Source organism: Campylobacter pinnipediorum subsp. pinnipediorum (assembly GCF_002021925.1).
GTDB lineage: Bacteria > Campylobacterota > Campylobacteria > Campylobacterales > Campylobacteraceae > Campylobacter_A > Campylobacter_A pinnipediorum.
In genome coordinates this window covers 1,376,173-1,391,306 of sequence record NZ_CP012546.1, presented here as the reverse complement: position 1 = coordinate 1,391,306, position 15,134 = coordinate 1,376,173, and the positions used below count along the sequence as shown (strand labels likewise).

Here is a 15,134-nt window from a genome sequence, read left to right as displayed (position 1 = left end):
AATGTGCTAATGAATAAAAATCAAGGAAATATATGGATATAAATACACAAGATATACTAAAAGTTGTATCTTATTTTAAGCCTATTAGCCATACTCCTGGCAGGTTAAGAGTTAGAGTAAATCCTAAGATAAAAGAGCTTTCAAATGAGATTGATGTAAATAATTTAGATAGTATTATTAATAGAATTAATGGTATAAATAATGTTAAAATTAATAAACTAATAGGCTCTGTGACTATTGAGTATGACAAGATGGTTTTTGATAAACAAATTTGGGATGATTTGCTAAATGGAAATAATATAGAAAATATATCTGAAAAAATAAATAATATTGCAAAGGAAGTATATGCAGGATGAATTAAGTATAGCCTATGTGGCAGAAAAAAGTGCATATAAAATATATGAAAAGGTATCTGAGTATTGTGAAGTTTTTGTTCAGATAAAAAGTATTAGAGAAAATGGCTTAAAGCTATTAAGCGATTTTGCAAAATTAAATAAAATCAATTTACAATATGATGATATAGATATTGCTTTTATACCTGAAAATTTAGAAGATATTTTGATATTTGTTATAAATTATGAAAATTCACTATGTAAAACTTACGAGAGTTTGACAGATAATACAAATGATGAGCATTTAAAAGATGTGTTTTTTAGATTGTGGGCTACTTGTTCTAATGAATATATACCGACTCTAAAAGAGCTTTTAAAACATCAAATTTCTAATAAATCAACAAAAGATTTAAGTGATGAAGTTTTAAATAGTGATAATTTACAAAATATGTTTGGAAATTATCAACAAGAATTTTCACAAATAAGTTCACAACTTGAAAATATACTTTCAGGCAAAGCTGACAAGAAAGATATAATGAAAATTTTAAATAGTCCAAATTTTTCTTTTTTATCAGGTGCAGCATTAGGTGTTTTAGGTGCTAGTTTTATAGCTAAAAATATACAAGAAGATGAAAATAATAAAAAGGATTAATATGCCATTACCATTTATAGCAGGAATAGCAGCAGGAGCTTTGACAGTTCTTGCTTGGAATAAAAGAGATGAATTAACACAAAAAGCTTGCAATGAGATGCAAAAAGGTAAAGATTTGCTAGTCGAGAACATTCAAAAAAGCAAGGATAAAATAAGTGAAGTTTTATCTAATAAAGATAAAGAAAGTTCAAAAATAAAAAAGACTACAACAAGAAAAAGATCTACATCTAGTAAATCAAAAACAACAAAAGAAAATAAAGATCAGGGTGCTTGAAAATGAATAATGCAAATTTATCTAAAATATCTCAAATGTCTACAACAAGACTTCCCTTGGATCATTTTGTAAGCGGCGCATTAGCCTCTACTATAGCAACTTTGGTGTTTGAATATAGCAAGAACTCACAATTATCAAATATAGATGTAAAAAAGCTATTAAAAAATGGTGCGATAGCTGGTGTTACAGCCGCAAGTGCTATTTATACAGCAAATTCAATCGCAAAAGGTAAGTACTTAGATGCTGGATTTGGCTTGGCGGCTGGTGTTAGCGGTGCTTTACTGATAGAAAAAACATTAAAATAATTTTTAGGAGTTAAAATGAAAAATCCATATATAAACAATAATCAACAAGTTGAGCAAAATGGTATAGACAAAGCCATAAATCATGCGGCTAAAGATATATCTTTTGTTCCTAGTAATTTTAATGCGGCAGGCTTTGTAAAGGGTCTTGTTTTGGGTGGCTTGGCAGCTTATGTGCTTACAAATCCTAAGGCTCAAGAGTATATTTTTAAGGCGATTATAAAAGGTGGCTCTTTAATAAATGCTGGCATCGAAGAGTTAAAAGAGCGATTTGAAGATGTTAAGGCTGAGCTTGAAGCAGAAGAATAATGTAACTATCTTGCATAGTTGCAAAAATAGAGTTAGACTTAGAGTTAATGAGCTAAAAGAGACTAGTGACATAAGTCACATAGAGGCTAGTATCGCCGAGCTTAGCAGTGTAAATAATGTTCGCGTAAATAAATATACAAAAAGCATAGTTATAGAGTATTTATCGCAACTTGAAAAGATTATTGAGTTTGTTGGTAATTTGGATTTAAAAACAAAGCCAAAAGTTCATGGGATAAGTAAAGCTGATATTTACAAGGCTGGGGCTTCTTTAGTTGTTGAACCACTGCTTTCAAATCCAAAAGCAAAAGCGGCTGTTAGTGTTTATAGTTCTGTGCCTATTTTGCTTGATGGACTTAAAGAGTTTAAAGATAATGGTCTTACTTCAAGAGTTCTTGAATCTATGGCTGTTGGTGTAAGTTTGGCTAGAAAAGATTACCTTGCTGCAAATAGCACAAATTTAATGCTTGCTTTGGGCGAATATATGGAAGAAAGCACCGTTCATAAAAGTGATGATTTGATAAAGGAACTAGCAAAGCCAAACATAGAAGAGGTTTGGGTTGAGACTAATGAGAATGGTCAAAAAACATTAAATAAAGTAAAGACTCAAAATTTATCCAAAGGCGATATAGTTGTCGTTGGAGTTGGTGAAAATATTGGTATAGATGGCTATATAGTTGAGGGCGAAGCTAGTGTAAATCAGGTTTCTATGACAGGTGAAGCTGAACCAGTTATGAAAAAAAGAGGCGATAGGGTAATAAGTGGCACGATAGTAGAAGAGGGGAAAATAAAAATTTGGGCTGAAAATGTTGGCAGTGATACTGCTACAGCTAGAATTAAAGAATATATTCAAACCTCTTTAAATGAAAAATCAAGCATAGGACTCAAGGCTACAAAATTAGCAGATAACTTAGTGCCTGTTACTCTTTCTCTGGCTGGTATTTCATATTTGGTTAATAAAAATACAGATAGTGTTGCTTCTGTTTTGCAGGCTGATTACTCTTGTGCTTTGAAGTTAGCAACGCCAGTGGCATTTAAATCAAGTATATCAAAAGCTGGAAGAAATGGAATTTTAATAAAAGGGGCAAAGGCTATAGAGGCTTTAGGCGCTGCTGATACATTTGTCTTTGACAAGACAGGAACTCTTACAAAAGGTAGCCTAGCTGTCGTTGGGATATACCCATTTAAAGATGGTATGAATGAAGATGAGCTTTTGAACTTAACCGCTAGTGCAGAAGAGCATTATTTTCATCCTGTTGCTGAGGCTATCGTTGAAGCTGCTAGAAAAAGAGGTTTTGATCATATTCATCATGATGAGGTTGAGTTTATAGTGGCTCACGGGGTAAAAACCCAGATGAATACAAAAGAGGTTGTGATAGGCTCTAGACATTTTTTAGAAGATGATGAAAAAATAGATTTTTCTAAACACGAAAAAACTATACAAGATGCTTTAGATAATGGTCTTACCCTTCTTTATATAGGATACGATAAAGAACTTGCCGGTGTCATTGCTATGAAAGATGAGATGAGAGAAAATACAAAAAGCATGATAGCCAAACTTAGAAAATCAGGTGTTAAACAGATTATAATGCTTACCGGAGATGTTGAGTTAAAGGCTAAAGAAGTAGCAGATGAGCTTGGTATAGATAGATTTTATGCTGATTGTTTGCCTACTGATAAATCAAGAATTATAGAAGAGTTAAAAGCTGAGGGTGCTAATGTGGCTTTTATAGGTGATGGTATCAATGATGCTCCATCTTTAACAAAGGCAAATGTTGGAATTAGTATGCATAAAGGTGCTGATATAGCAAAAGCTACAGCTGATATTAGCTTGTTAAAAGATGATATTATGAGTGTTGCTATAGCAAAAGAGATAGCTGTAAAAACCATGAGCATCATAAGCTCAAATTTCAAGCTAACAGTGGGCATAAACTCAGTCATATTAGGTGCTGCTACATTTGGATTATTAAATCCTATATCCACAGCTGTTTTACATAATGGAACCACTATATGGCTATTATTAAACTCAATGAAAGGTATAAAATTTGAAAAATAATATAAGTGGGCAGCTGCTTGATCTAAATGCTCAGAGAAAATTTGCAAAAGTTGGTATGAGTGTGTCTTTGGGTGTTTTGACATTAACTGCTTTTAATATGAAAAATAAAACATTTAAAAAAGCCCACACCGTTGCTGGTATTGCTATGGTTGCATTTAGTGTTTATCACGCTGGTCTTTATGATAATGGTATTTTTAAAAAAATGATATTAAAACAATCAAATAAAGCTAAGAGGGTTAAAAAAAGATAGTGATAAATCTTGATGAATATATATTTTCTGATGTAGGCTTTGAGGATTTGACCACTAGCCTACAATCAGATGAAGAGTTTTATGACAAATGTGTTACACTTAGAATTTATACTAGAGAAAGGCTTGTTTTAAGTGGTGCTTGAATGGCTTTGGGTATTGCTAAGAAATTTAACTGCGAAGTGATAAAAGCAGGCAAAAACTCAGATGTTTTTATGCCAAAAGATGAAATTTTTTCAATCAAAGGTAGATATTTTGATATCCATAAGGCCTGAAAACTAATACAGATTTTATTTGAATATTCGTTTAAAATTTCAACATATACATATGATATGGTTTCTCAGATAAAAAAGGCAAATGCAAATTGTGCTTTGCTTACTACAAGAAAAACATTTCCTTTTTTAAAGAGCTTTGTGTTCAAGCTGTTTTATCTGGTGGTGGGAATATTCATAGATTTGGGCTTTTTGATAGTATTTTATTTTTTGATAATCACATTAAATTTTATAAAAACTTTAATGAATTTTGTGAAAAAATAAAGATTTTTAAGATAAAAATGCCAGAAAAAAAGATAATGGTTGAGTGCGGCGATTTTGATGATTTTAAATTGCTTCTTAGTTATGAGCCAGATGTTATTCAGTGCGATAAATTTAGCTTAAAACAATTACAAGATTGTCTATCTTTAAGGGATAAAAGCCATAAAAATATAAATATTACTGCTTCCGGTGGCATTAATTTAGATAATTGCTTTGATTATGCTAAAATAGGTATAGATGGTATAGTAACTTCCGCTCCTTATACTCAAGGTGTTGTAAATTTAGGTTGTGAAATTATATAAAATTATAAATTTCAGTTAAATTATGTAAAAAATATTATACAATACGGGCTTTAAAAAATTAAGGATTTATGATGTTAGAAAAGTTTTTTGAAAAAATAATGTGGTCTAGTAGAATTTTTTCTGTTTTACCGGTTATATTTTGTATTCTTGGTGCTATAGTTATTTTTATTATAGCTAGTTATGATGTTTTCAATGTTTTTAAAGATGTTTATGCTTATTTTTTCAATGGTTTTCATCCGGATGACTTTCATTCAAGCGTGGTTGGTGGAATAGTTGGTGCTATAGATCTTTATCTTATGGCATTAGTGCTTTTTATATTTGGATTTGGTATTTATGAGCTTTTTATAAGCGAAGTTGAGATTATGAAAAGCTCAAAGCATTCAAGTGTGCTTGAAGTTCATTCTTTAGATGAATTAAAAGATAAGTTAGCTAAAGTCATTATAATGGTTTTGATTGTGAATTTCTTCCAAAGAGTTTTGCATGCAGAGTTTAAAACACCATTGGAAATGTCATATCTTGCTCTTAGTATACTGGCTATTTGTCTTGGAATTTATTTTTTACATAAAGGTGAAAAACATTAAATCTTAATCAGGAGGCATGTAGTTTTTTTCTTTTTGTTTCTTAAGTGCCTCTTTTTTTCTTTTTTCTAGTTCATAAGCATCATTTAATGCATCTTCATCATCAAATTTATTTCCATCTAAAAACTTTCTATAGTCTTCAAATTGTTTATTTTTTATACCCCATATGAGTCCAAAAAGTGCAAATGCACCAAGTGCTACGGATATGAAAAGCATAGTTGCTATTACACCATTACTCATTTTTATTCCTTTGATTTTTTATGCGAAGAGAATTTAGTATTACTATTATTGAACTAAAAGACATAGATAAAGCCGCAAATAGTGGTATTATAAAACCCATTATAGCTAAAGGTACAGTAAGGGCATTATAGCTTAATGAGAAAAATAAATTTTGTTTTATAATAGACATCGTTTTTTTGCTTATTAATATAGATTTAGTTAATGATTTTAATGAATCATCTAATATAATCACATCGCTTTTTTCTAAACTTATGTCAGATCCACTTCCCATGCATATTGCTACATGCGAATAGCCCATAGCGATAGCATCGTTTATTCCATCTCCAACCATTAATACTGTTTTGTTATTTTTATTAAGGGTTGATATAAAATTTGCTTTTTCATCTGGTAGCATTTCATATTTTATATTTTTAACACCAAGTTGGTTTGCTACTTTTTTTGCTGTAATTTCATTATCTCCAGTAAGTATATAGATATCCAAATTAAGTTTTTTTAGCTTTTTGATACAACTTTTCGCATCTTCTTTTATCTCATCGCTTAAGCTAAATTTTGCTACTAAAACTTTATCAAATGCAACAAAATATTCAGTTGAGTCTTGATTGCTATTTATCATTATCCCATTTTCTTGTAGAAATTTTTTATTTCCTCCAATTAGTGTTTTATTGTTAAAATTAGCCATTACCCCTTTTGCTGAAATTTCTTTAATGTTTGTTAAATTTATATTTGATGTGATATTTTTTTGTTTTAAAAACTCAAAAATAGCGACACTAACTGGATGTTTTGAGGTTTTACATAATGATGCAATAAGCTCTAAATTTATATCGTTTATTTGCTCAAACCTATCTACTTTTAGTTTTGCTTTTGTTAGTGTTCCTGTTTTATCAAAAACTATAGTATCGCATTTTGCTAGTGTTTCTATTGTCTTTGATTGTTTAAATATAACATTGTTTTTAAGCCCAGCACCTATGCCTACAAGTGTACTAACTGGTGTTGCAAGAGCCAAGGCGCAAGGACAAGCTATGATTATAACAGATATTGCAATTATAAGAGCGGTTTGAAAATCTGATTTTAAAAACCAAAAGAAAAATGTAAAAATTGCTATGATTAAAATAGTAAATGAAAATTTAGATGCAATTTTATTTGCAAGTTGTTGAAGATTTGGTTTGTTTGAGCTTGAGTTTTGTATTAGGTTTATTATTTTATTTAAGAAAGAGTTTTTAAACTCAGATGTTGCTTTGTATTCTATGTATCCATCCAGACACACAGTAGAGCTTTTTATTTCATCTGACACACCAAGTGTGATAGGTATGCTTTCCCCGCTTAGACTAGAACAGTCAAAACTAGCCTCCCCACTGGTTATGATTCCATCTATAACAACTTTATCTCCGGCTTTTAATACTATTGTTTCACCGACCATAATTTCGTGAATATTTTTTGATATGATTTTGCCTTCGGTTTTTATATTTACCTCATTTAAAACCATTGAATTTAAGGTATCAAGAGTATCACTAGCTCTTTTTTTGCTTAAAACTTCTAAGAATTTTCCTATAAAAACAAATGTGATAATCATAGCAACAGAGTCAAAATAGACCTCTGCTTTTCTTGAAAACATAGCGTATATAGAATAAAAATAAGCTAGTGATGCGCCTGTTGCTACAAGCATGTCCATATTTGGAGTTTTAGTTTTTAACGCTATTTTAAAGCCATTAAAAAAGCTACCACCAGTATAAAAAAGCACAGGGCTTGCTAGTATAAACTCTGCAAAATTTAAGATATCTTTTATATCTTTATCCATGCCACTAAAATATCCTGCATATTGGGCTATTGCTATCCACATTATATTCATAAGTGCAAAAATTCCAACTAGAAGTTTGATATAAAAATCTCTTCTTTTTGCATTTAAAATAGTATCTTCTTTTGATGAATCATAAACAAGAGCTTTGTATCCTATAGAGTTTATTTTTGTTAAAATCTCTTTTAAATTTGTTTCATTTTCATCCCAAAGAATCGTTGCTTTATTGTTTATAGAGTTTATGTTAACTTCTAAAATTCCTTTAGTTGAAAATAGTATTTTTTCATTTAGCCATATGCAAGCACTACAATGAATTCCTTCTATTATTAGGCTTATTTGATTAAAACCATCTTTTCTTGTAACATAGTTTTTGTATAAATTTTCAAGATTTGATTCGAGTGAATTTGAATTTTTTGCTGGATTTAGGTTGTTGTTTCCAAGCCTTGAATAAAATTCCTCAAATCCATTATTTTTAATTATTGCATATACATTTTTGCAACCATTGCAACAAAATATACCATTATCTGTCTTTATCATAGAGTTAGTATCAAACATAAGTTTGCAGTGATTACATCTATCTTTTGCCATAATTTTGCTTCCGGATTATATATTTTTTATAATTTTTTATGCTTTATGTATTTAAAAAAATCGTATTTACTAGCGATAGATTGTTATAAGTTAATGATATTTTTCGTATCATTAACTTATAAAATAAAATTATATATTAAAATCTTCTTCCTATGCTAAACTCAAATCTATTTGTTTCATCGTTCCTTGATGGGTGAATTGGTTTTGCGTATATAAGTTGTAAAGGACCAATAGGTGTAATCCATTCTATACCAGCACCAGTTGACATTCTTGTTATCTCACTTAAGTTTTTCTCTCCAATAGCACCGTAATCAAAAAATAATACCCCACGCATCTTTACGCGATCTATGATAGGAAAACTAAACTCAAATGAGTTATTAAAAGATATTTCGCCACCAGTTTCATACCATTCTTTATTATAAGATACTTTTGGAGATACAGTTCTGTTTTCATATCCACGAAGATCTCTTAAGCCACCAAGGTAGAATTTTTCATTTATAGGCACATATCCATTATTCCATATTTTACTAAATGCTGATTTATATCTTAAAATAAAATCATAATCTATATAATCTTTTAATCCTAGATAATAGTTAAAATTTGTTCTAAATTTTGTAAATTTTTCATCTCCACCAAGTCCTGCAAACTCTACAGACATCCCTGCTGTTACACCTCTTCTGGGAAGATAATAATCATCAGTGCTAATATAATTTATGGCAGGTATTAAAGAACTTTTTAGATTTTTACCCTCTTTATGTCCTATTTGTAAAAGAGCTCTACTAAGACCAGAAATTTGACTTTGTTGTATTATATATGTTAAAGATGTACTTAAGTTTCTTGTTAATCTTCTGCCTAAAGTTGTGTTAAAACCATATGATTTTTGTTTGTAGCTGTTTCTTTCGTAGTCATTTGCATAAATTGATCCACCAAGACTATATTCTGAATCATTTAATCTTGGATTTGTTAGGCTTATTTGACCAGAAAGCTCATCATCACTTTTTTCTACGCTTATGCCTCCGTTCATGCCTGAACCAAATATATTTGTGTCTGATAAACTTGCATTTAATAATAATCCATCAGAACTACCATAACCTATACCACCACTAATTGATCCGGTTGATGCCTCTTTTACATTAACAACTAAGTCTATAGTGTTTGCGTCTATGCGCTCTTCTTGTATTTGAACATCTTCAAAATAGCTTGTTCTTCTCAAAGAGTCTTCGGAATCCTTTAGATCGGTTCTGTTGTATAAGTTTCCTTCTGTGAGATATAACTCTCTTCTAACTACTCTGTCAGCAGTTCTTTCGTTTCCTGAAATTTGAACATTTCTTATATATACTTGCTCGCCAGGTTCTATTTTATATTCTATCTCTACTGTTTGATTATCTTCATGCTTATTTGTATTTGGATAGACTTTTACAAAAGCATATCCTTTGTCAGCAACCAAATTATCTAAGACTTTCATGTCTTTTCTCAAACGTTCAGAGTTCATTCGATCCCCAGCTTCTAGTTTAAAGTCTTTTGTTAATTTTTCTTTGTCTAGTTCTAAAAATTCTGGAGCATTTATTTTTACATCAGAAACATTATAAGGTTTTCCTTCTTTTATGTAGTATGTTAAATCAGATTTATAGCTATCAAACGAAGCATTCAAAAATGGCTGTGATACTGTTGCATCTAAGTAGCCTTTTTGAAAATATTTATCTTGAATCCTATGCGGATCTGATGGTAATTCAAAAAGCTTTACTTTTCCATCATTTCTTCCCCACATCCATCCAAGAAATTCTCGGCTTTTATTTGCAACGATTGGTTCTATATCGGAGTAACTAAATACATTTGCTCCTATCAATTTAATATCATCTATAATCATATTTTCGCCGCGATTTACATTTAGTGTGAGTGCGACCGAGCTTTCATCTCCTTGTATAAATTCTTTATTTACATCAACAACTGTATCAAAATATCCTTTTGCTTCATAAAATTGTCTAATTTTTTCAATTGTTTTTTCCAATGAAACTTCATCATACATATTTCCAGGTTTTATGTCTATTAAAGATTCTATTGCTGTTTTATCATTTGTTACAACACCCTCTAGCTCTATTTTTGCTATACTAGGCTTTTCTTTTAGATTGATTGTTACGTTTCCATTGTTATCACTTGTTATATATATATCTTTGAAGTATCCTTGTTTAAAAAGATTTATAATTGCTTTGTCGGTATTTTTACCGTTCAATGTATCTCCAATTTTTAACCCACTTATATCTTTTGCAACATCTTGTGATAAGTGTATTAGTCCTGAAAAATTTATTGAACGAATTTGTTCAGCATTTAAACCACAAATAACCATTAAACATAAAAATAATTTTTTTTTCATATAATTTAACCTAATAATTTTTAATCTTAAAGTTGATATAATAACATAAATATTTTTAAAATAGACAAAAATTAAAATGTTTTTATTGAAAATAGGCATATTAGGGCTTGGGTTGGCTCTTAAAGATCAAAAATCAATATCTTGTATTAGTGGTTTTGATTTAAACACTACACATCAAGAAAAAGCTTTAAGTCCTGGTTTGGTTCATGAAATTTTAACTCTTGATGAGATGAAAGAAAAATGCGATATTATATTTTTAGCAATTCCTGTTGAAACAATTTTAAAATTTTGCAAGATATAAAAAATGCAAATATTGTGGATTTTGGTTCAACTAAAGAGAAAATTTTAAACTAAGTACTACAAAGCATTAGAAAAAATTTCATAGTAGTACATCTTACTGGCTTGAATATAATGCTCCAAGCTAGTTTAAAAGTCTTATAATGATGCTGTTGTTGTGTGTTATTTTGAGCTAAAGTGGAGAATTGCACATAAAACGTTCAGTTGAGCTTTTTCATATAGAAATGAAGATGGTTTTATGAACGCAAAAGATCATGATCATCACGTTGCTATAACATCTCATTTGACACATGCTATATTTTTTTGGCTAATAGTGTTTTGATCAAAGAAGATAAAAATATTATAGCTTTACTAAGTTCTGTTTTTAGGGGTATGATATGTATCGCAAAAAGCCCTTCTAAAAATATAGAATGATATATTTAAGCAAAATAAGGATAATATTTTTAGATTCAATTGATATATTTAAAAAAATTAAATCAGTTTGAATAATAGGATATCAAATGAAAAACGGGATGAAGTTTGTAAGTGGATGTCTGATGCTAGAATTATTAGAGAAATTTTATAGATTATCTTGATTCGTTAGCCAAGCGTTTAACATTTTTTTGTAAATTTATTTGAAATAAATTATTAAGTTTAGGTGGTTTTATTTTGAGAAGACGTGGTTTTAATGCAAAATCTTTTGTGGTTTTTTTAATTTTATTTTTAGTTTTAGGTTGTTCGTGGTATATTTTAACATCAAAAGAATTTGAAAAAAACGCTCCTCAAATACTAATACAAGATAAAATTTATTGGAATTTGAAAACTCCTTTAAATGTTAAGTTTAAAGATGATAGTGGTATTAAATTTCTTAGAATAAGCATGAGTGATGGACAAAACAATATAAATATATTAAATCAACTTTTATCTACTCCTATGAGAGAGTTTGATGTTAATTTGACCATACCAAAAACCAGTTTTTTTAGTGTAAAAGATAAATATACTATGAGCATAGAAGCCACAGATACCAGTAAATGGAATTTTTTTACAGGGAATAAAACTAATAAAAACGTTGAGATTATATTAGATACAACAAAACCAGATGTTTACGTGCTTTCAAATTCCTATTCTATATCTAATGGTGGTGCTGCCGCTGTTGTTTTTAAAGCCACAGATAATGATTTAAAAGATGTTTATATTCAGACAAATTATGGAAAAAAATTTATTCCTACTCCTTTTTACAAAGAAGGATATTATGCTGCATTGATTGCTTGGCCTGTTTCTGTAGATAATTTTAGTGCCGAAGTTGTTGCTTTGGATAATGCCGGTAATGAAACAAAATCTCATATTAGATATTTTTATAAAAAAAATAATTATAGAACATCAACAATACCTTTACGAGATAGTTTCTTGGATGGGAAAATATCTCAATTAGCTGAAGTGTATTCAAAAAGCACAAAAGATATGAGTAGATTAGAGAAAATGAAGTTTATAAATGAAGATTTAAGAAATGAAAATACTAATAAAATATCAAAAATAACTTCTGTTGTTTCAAAAGAGATGATTAATAAATTTTATCTAAATACTTTTTATCCTTTAAAAAATGCTAAAAAAGTTGCTGATTTTGCCGATCATAGATTTTATACATATAATAATCAACAAGTTAGTGAGGCTTGGCATATGGGGCTTGATTTAGCAAGTGTTGCCACAGCTCGAATAATTAGTAGCAATGATGGTAGGGTTGTGTTTGTTGGCGATAATGGAATTTATGGATTAAATATTATTATAGATCACGGTTTTGGTCTTTACTCTCTTTACGCACATTGTTCGAGCGCTAAAGTTAAATTAAACGATACTGTAAAAGCAGGAGATCATATAGCAAATACTGGAACAAGTGGTCTTGCTTTGGGCGATCATTTACATTTTGGAATTTTGGTACAAGGTGAAGAAGTTAGACCACAACAATGGTTTGATAATAAGTGGATGAAAGATAATATCACTGATGTATTAAATGTTGCTAAAAAAATAATAGATAGAAATTAACTAAGGAATTAAAGTGAAACAGACTACGATAGCTAGGAAAATAGAAGCTGTTGGTATAGGTCTTCATAAGGGCGAACCGATAAAGTTAGTTCTTGAGCCTCTTGATGCAAATATGGGCATAATTGTATCAAGAACTGATTTGGGTATTAGTTTTAAGCTAGAGCCACAAAATGTTATAAATACACAAATGGCTACGGTGATAGGAAATCAACAAGGATTTGTAAGCACAATAGAGCATCTTTTGGGAGCTATAAATGGTTATGGTATAGATAATATAAAAATATCAGTAGATGCAAATGAAGTGCCTGTTATGGATGGTAGTGCTATAAGTTTTTGTATGCTTTTAGAAGAAGCCGGTATTGATTTTCTTGAAGAACCAAAAAAAATAATGCTACTAAAAAAAGATTTAGAAGTAGCAGAAGGTAGTAAATTTGTTCGTGTTTCATCTTCTTTAAAACCAAAATTTGACTATACTATAAAGTTTAATCATCCTGTAATTGGCGAACAAAGATATGTTTTTGAGTTTAGTAAAAGCAATTTTATTAAAGAGATAGCAAGAGCTAGAACATTTGGATTCTTAAAAGATTTGCAAAAATTACAAGCTCAAAATCTAGCACTCGGTGCATCTCTTGATAATGCAGTTGCAATTGATGATACCCATATTTTAAATCCAGAGGGTCTGAGATTTCAAGATGAGTTTGTTAGGCATAAAATTTTAGATGCTATTGGTGATTTGAGCCTTTTGGGTGTTTCTTTGATGGCTGATTATACAGCTTTTGCGGGTAGTCACGATTTAAATCACAAATTAACATTAGCTATTTTTGCTGATGAAAAAAATTACGAAATAGTCAAGATGGATAAAGAGCTTGTTAAAGACTATGCAAAGGTGTTCGCATAAAAGAGGTTGAGATATTGGTTGCTTCTTTGACATCTCCTTTGCTTGTTGGAATTTATAGCAATGGAAATCTTATTAAAAAGATTGAGACAAATGAAAGAGTAAGCGAAGCACTGGTTTGTATACTAGATGAGCTATCAAGTTCTTATGATATAAAAAAAATAATTTATGCAAATACTCCAGGAAGTTTTATGGGACTTAAAGTTGCATATGTAGTTTTAAAGACTTTTAGTATTATTAAAAATTGTGATTTTTTTGCTATTAGTGGATTTGAACTTACAAATAATATGCCAATTAAGGCAAATAAAATTTTGTCATTTGTTAAAGATAAAGATGATATTGTTTTAAAAAAAGTTGAAAATGCAAATTTATCATTACCTTTAAATTTAGAAAATTTAAAACTAAATTCAGATACACTACCAAATTATGTAATACAAGCAGTTTAGGAGTTTTATTGAATATCTTAGTTCCAGCAACTAGTGCAAATTTAGGCCCGGGATTTGATAGTTTAGGTCTTAGTTTAAAGCTTTATAACGAAGTAGATGTTAAAAGGTCAAAATTTTCTTGTATCTCTATCAAAGGAGAAGGAAGCGAGAATATTAAATTAAAAAAAAATAATATTTTTATAAGTATTTTTAATGAAATTTTTAAAGAATTAACAAAAGAAGAAGTAAATTTTAAATTTGTTTTTGATAATAAAATACCTTTTTCAAGAGGGCTTGGTAGTTCTTCTGCTGTTATTGTGTCAGCCATTGCTTGTGCTTACGAGATTGCTGGATTTAAGATTGATAAAAATGTTATTTTAAATAGAGCTTTGTTTTATGAAAATCATCCTGATAATATAGCACCAGCTGTATTTGGTGGTTTTGTTAGCTCTATTGTTGTTGATGGTAGTATATATACAAATAAAATTAATATAGATGATAGTTTGAAGGCTGTTGTCGTTGTGCCAAATAAACCAATGAGTACAAATAAATCTAGGCAAATTTTACCAAAACATTATACTATAAAAGAGTGTGTAAATAATATAGCTCATTCTTCGTTTTTGACATCTTGTTTTTTTAATAAAAAATATGATTTATTGAAATTAGCTTGTAAAGATATGTTGCACGAAGAAAGAAGAATGCAAAATTTACCAGAGCTTTTTAAAGTCAAAGAGTTTGCTTATAATCATGGATCTTTAATGAGCGCTCTTTCTGGTTCCGGTTCATCATTTTTAAATATAGTTTATAGTGATGATGCTGAAAAACTAAAAACAAAATTACATGAACAGTTTGATGAATTTAGAGTTGAAATTTTTTCATTTGATAACGATGGATTTATTATAACAAAAAGCTAAAAAAAAGTTAA

20 protein-coding genes are annotated in these 15,134 nt (G+C 29.6%); 17 read left to right on the top strand and 3 right to left on the bottom strand.

The features are described 5' to 3' along the window. Positions 1-32 precede the first annotated feature (32 nt). The 11 genes from CPIN17260_RS07235 to CPIN17260_RS07195 all read left to right on the top strand — a co-directional run bounded on the left by CPIN17260_RS07235 (position 33) and on the right by CPIN17260_RS07195 (position 5,585). Positions 33-356 (top strand): HMA2 domain-containing protein, encoded by a 324-nt coding sequence (locus tag CPIN17260_RS07235; RefSeq protein WP_069632281.1) that lies wholly within the window; start codon positions 33-35, stop codon positions 354-356. Then, on the top strand, positions 346-984 hold the full coding sequence (locus CPIN17260_RS07230; protein ID WP_078440817.1) for a hypothetical protein: 639 nt from the start codon (positions 346-348) through the stop codon (positions 982-984). The genes CPIN17260_RS07235 and CPIN17260_RS07230 overlap by 11 nt, the downstream gene beginning before the upstream one ends. 1 nt (position 985) lies before the next feature. Next, the gene (locus tag CPIN17260_RS07225; RefSeq protein ID WP_069636317.1) at positions 986-1,258 is read left to right on the top strand and encodes a hypothetical protein; all 273 of its coding nucleotides are present in this window, start codon (positions 986-988) and stop codon (positions 1,256-1,258) included. 2 nt (positions 1,259-1,260) lie between these two features. After that, positions 1,261-1,563 carry a hypothetical protein gene (locus CPIN17260_RS07220; RefSeq protein ID WP_078440816.1) on the top strand — a complete coding sequence of 101 codons (303 nt, stop codon included), beginning with the start codon at positions 1,261-1,263 and terminating at the stop codon, positions 1,561-1,563. Positions 1,564-1,578: 15 nt separating this feature from the next. Continuing rightward, positions 1,579-1,869, top strand: coding sequence for an oxidoreductase (locus CPIN17260_RS07215; protein ID WP_078440815.1), 291 nt, complete (start codon positions 1,579-1,581; stop codon positions 1,867-1,869). Next, positions 1,853-3,922, top strand: coding sequence for a heavy metal translocating P-type ATPase (locus CPIN17260_RS07210; protein WP_099046658.1), 2,070 nt, complete (start codon positions 1,853-1,855; stop codon positions 3,920-3,922). The genes CPIN17260_RS07215 and CPIN17260_RS07210 overlap by 17 nt, the downstream gene beginning before the upstream one ends. Continuing rightward, positions 3,912-4,172, top strand: coding sequence for a helicase (locus CPIN17260_RS07205; protein WP_069632286.1), 261 nt, complete (start codon positions 3,912-3,914; stop codon positions 4,170-4,172). Before CPIN17260_RS07210 ends, CPIN17260_RS07205 begins: the two co-directional genes overlap by 11 nt. Beyond that, positions 4,172-4,315 carry a hypothetical protein gene (locus CPIN17260_RS09465; RefSeq protein ID WP_226996930.1) on the top strand — a complete coding sequence of 48 codons (144 nt, stop codon included), beginning with the start codon at positions 4,172-4,174 and terminating at the stop codon, positions 4,313-4,315. The genes CPIN17260_RS07205 and CPIN17260_RS09465 overlap by 1 nt, the downstream gene beginning before the upstream one ends. Then, on the top strand, positions 4,316-4,444 hold the full coding sequence (locus CPIN17260_RS09560) for a hypothetical protein (protein ID WP_257616951.1): 129 nt from the start codon (positions 4,316-4,318) through the stop codon (positions 4,442-4,444). Positions 4,445-4,533: 89 nt separating this feature from the next. Continuing rightward, entirely contained in the window at positions 4,534-5,004 is a 471-nt protein-coding gene (locus CPIN17260_RS09460) for a beta/alpha barrel domain-containing protein (RefSeq protein WP_226996928.1), read from the top strand. A gap of 71 nt (positions 5,005-5,075) precedes the next feature. After that, entirely contained in the window at positions 5,076-5,585 is a 510-nt protein-coding gene (locus CPIN17260_RS07195) for a YqhA family protein (RefSeq protein WP_069632287.1), read from the top strand. 3 nt (positions 5,586-5,588) lie between these two features. Here CPIN17260_RS07195 and CPIN17260_RS07190 read toward each other — a convergent pair whose 3' ends face one another. The 3 genes from CPIN17260_RS07190 to bamA form a co-directional block, all read right to left on the bottom strand. After that, on the bottom strand, positions 5,589-5,822 hold the full coding sequence (locus tag CPIN17260_RS07190) for a cbb3-type cytochrome oxidase assembly protein (protein ID WP_069632288.1): 234 nt from the start codon (positions 5,820-5,822) through the stop codon (positions 5,589-5,591). Continuing rightward, positions 5,815-8,202, bottom strand: a complete 2,388-nt coding sequence (locus CPIN17260_RS07185; RefSeq protein WP_078387973.1) for a heavy metal translocating P-type ATPase — start codon at positions 8,200-8,202, stop codon at positions 5,815-5,817. Before CPIN17260_RS07185 ends, CPIN17260_RS07190 begins: the two co-directional genes overlap by 8 nt. A gap of 136 nt (positions 8,203-8,338) precedes the next feature. Continuing rightward, positions 8,339-10,573 carry an outer membrane protein assembly factor BamA gene (gene bamA / locus CPIN17260_RS07180; protein WP_078440813.1) on the bottom strand — a complete coding sequence of 745 codons (2,235 nt, stop codon included), beginning with the start codon at positions 10,571-10,573 and terminating at the stop codon, positions 8,339-8,341. A gap of 112 nt (positions 10,574-10,685) precedes the next feature. Here bamA and CPIN17260_RS09455 point away from each other — a divergent pair, with 112 nt between their 5' ends. The 6 genes from CPIN17260_RS09455 to thrB all read left to right on the top strand — a co-directional run bounded on the left by CPIN17260_RS09455 (position 10,686) and on the right by thrB (position 15,123). Further along, on the top strand, positions 10,686-10,874 hold the full coding sequence (locus CPIN17260_RS09455) for a prephenate dehydrogenase/arogenate dehydrogenase family protein (protein WP_236844725.1): 189 nt from the start codon (positions 10,686-10,688) through the stop codon (positions 10,872-10,874). Positions 10,875-11,108: 234 nt separating this feature from the next. Next, complete coding sequence (locus CPIN17260_RS09725; RefSeq protein ID WP_226997045.1) at positions 11,109-11,192, top strand: prephenate dehydrogenase dimerization domain-containing protein; 84 nt, start codon at positions 11,109-11,111, stop codon at positions 11,190-11,192. Between the two features lie 326 nt (positions 11,193-11,518). Continuing rightward, the gene (gene pgp6, locus CPIN17260_RS07170) at positions 11,519-12,889 is read left to right on the top strand and encodes a peptidoglycan metallopeptidase Pgp6 (RefSeq protein WP_078440812.1); all 1,371 of its coding nucleotides are present in this window, start codon (positions 11,519-11,521) and stop codon (positions 12,887-12,889) included. Positions 12,890-12,902: 13 nt separating this feature from the next. Further along, complete coding sequence (lpxC, locus tag CPIN17260_RS07165; RefSeq protein WP_069632292.1) at positions 12,903-13,787, top strand: UDP-3-O-acyl-N-acetylglucosamine deacetylase; 885 nt, start codon at positions 12,903-12,905, stop codon at positions 13,785-13,787. A gap of 14 nt (positions 13,788-13,801) precedes the next feature. Then, a complete protein-coding gene (locus CPIN17260_RS07160) occupies positions 13,802-14,230 on the top strand; it encodes a glycoprotease (RefSeq protein ID WP_307781466.1) in 429 nt (142 codons plus the stop codon). An 8-nt stretch (positions 14,231-14,238) separates the two neighbouring features. Next, positions 14,239-15,123: a homoserine kinase gene (gene thrB, locus CPIN17260_RS07155; protein ID WP_069632293.1), complete on the top strand. Its 885-nt coding sequence runs from the start codon at positions 14,239-14,241 to the stop codon at positions 15,121-15,123. Positions 15,124-15,134: the final 11 nt, after the last annotated feature.

Coding starts and splice junctions, on each gene's coding strand:
- CPIN17260_RS07235 (WP_069632281.1), top strand. CDS start 33: ATGGATATAAATACACAAGATATACTAAAAGTTGTATCTTATTTTAAG.
- CPIN17260_RS07230 (WP_078440817.1), top strand. CDS start 346: ATGCAGGATGAATTAAGTATAGCCTATGTGGCAGAAAAAAGTGCATAT.
- CPIN17260_RS07225 (WP_069636317.1), top strand. CDS start 986: ATGCCATTACCATTTATAGCAGGAATAGCAGCAGGAGCTTTGACAGTT.
- CPIN17260_RS07220 (WP_078440816.1), top strand. CDS start 1,261: ATGAATAATGCAAATTTATCTAAAATATCTCAAATGTCTACAACAAGA.
- CPIN17260_RS07215 (WP_078440815.1), top strand. CDS start 1,579: ATGAAAAATCCATATATAAACAATAATCAACAAGTTGAGCAAAATGGT.
- CPIN17260_RS09560 (WP_257616951.1), top strand. CDS start 4,316: ATGGCTTTGGGTATTGCTAAGAAATTTAACTGCGAAGTGATAAAAGCA.
- CPIN17260_RS07195 (WP_069632287.1), top strand. CDS start 5,076: ATGTTAGAAAAGTTTTTTGAAAAAATAATGTGGTCTAGTAGAATTTTT.
- CPIN17260_RS07190 (WP_069632288.1), bottom strand. CDS start 5,822: ATGAGTAATGGTGTAATAGCAACTATGCTTTTCATATCCGTAGCACTT.
- CPIN17260_RS07185 (WP_078387973.1), bottom strand. CDS start 8,202: ATGGCAAAAGATAGATGTAATCACTGCAAACTTATGTTTGATACTAAC.
- bamA (WP_078440813.1), bottom strand. CDS start 10,573: ATGAAAAAAAAATTATTTTTATGTTTAATGGTTATTTGTGGTTTAAAT.
- CPIN17260_RS09725 (WP_226997045.1), top strand. CDS start 11,109: ATGAACGCAAAAGATCATGATCATCACGTTGCTATAACATCTCATTTG.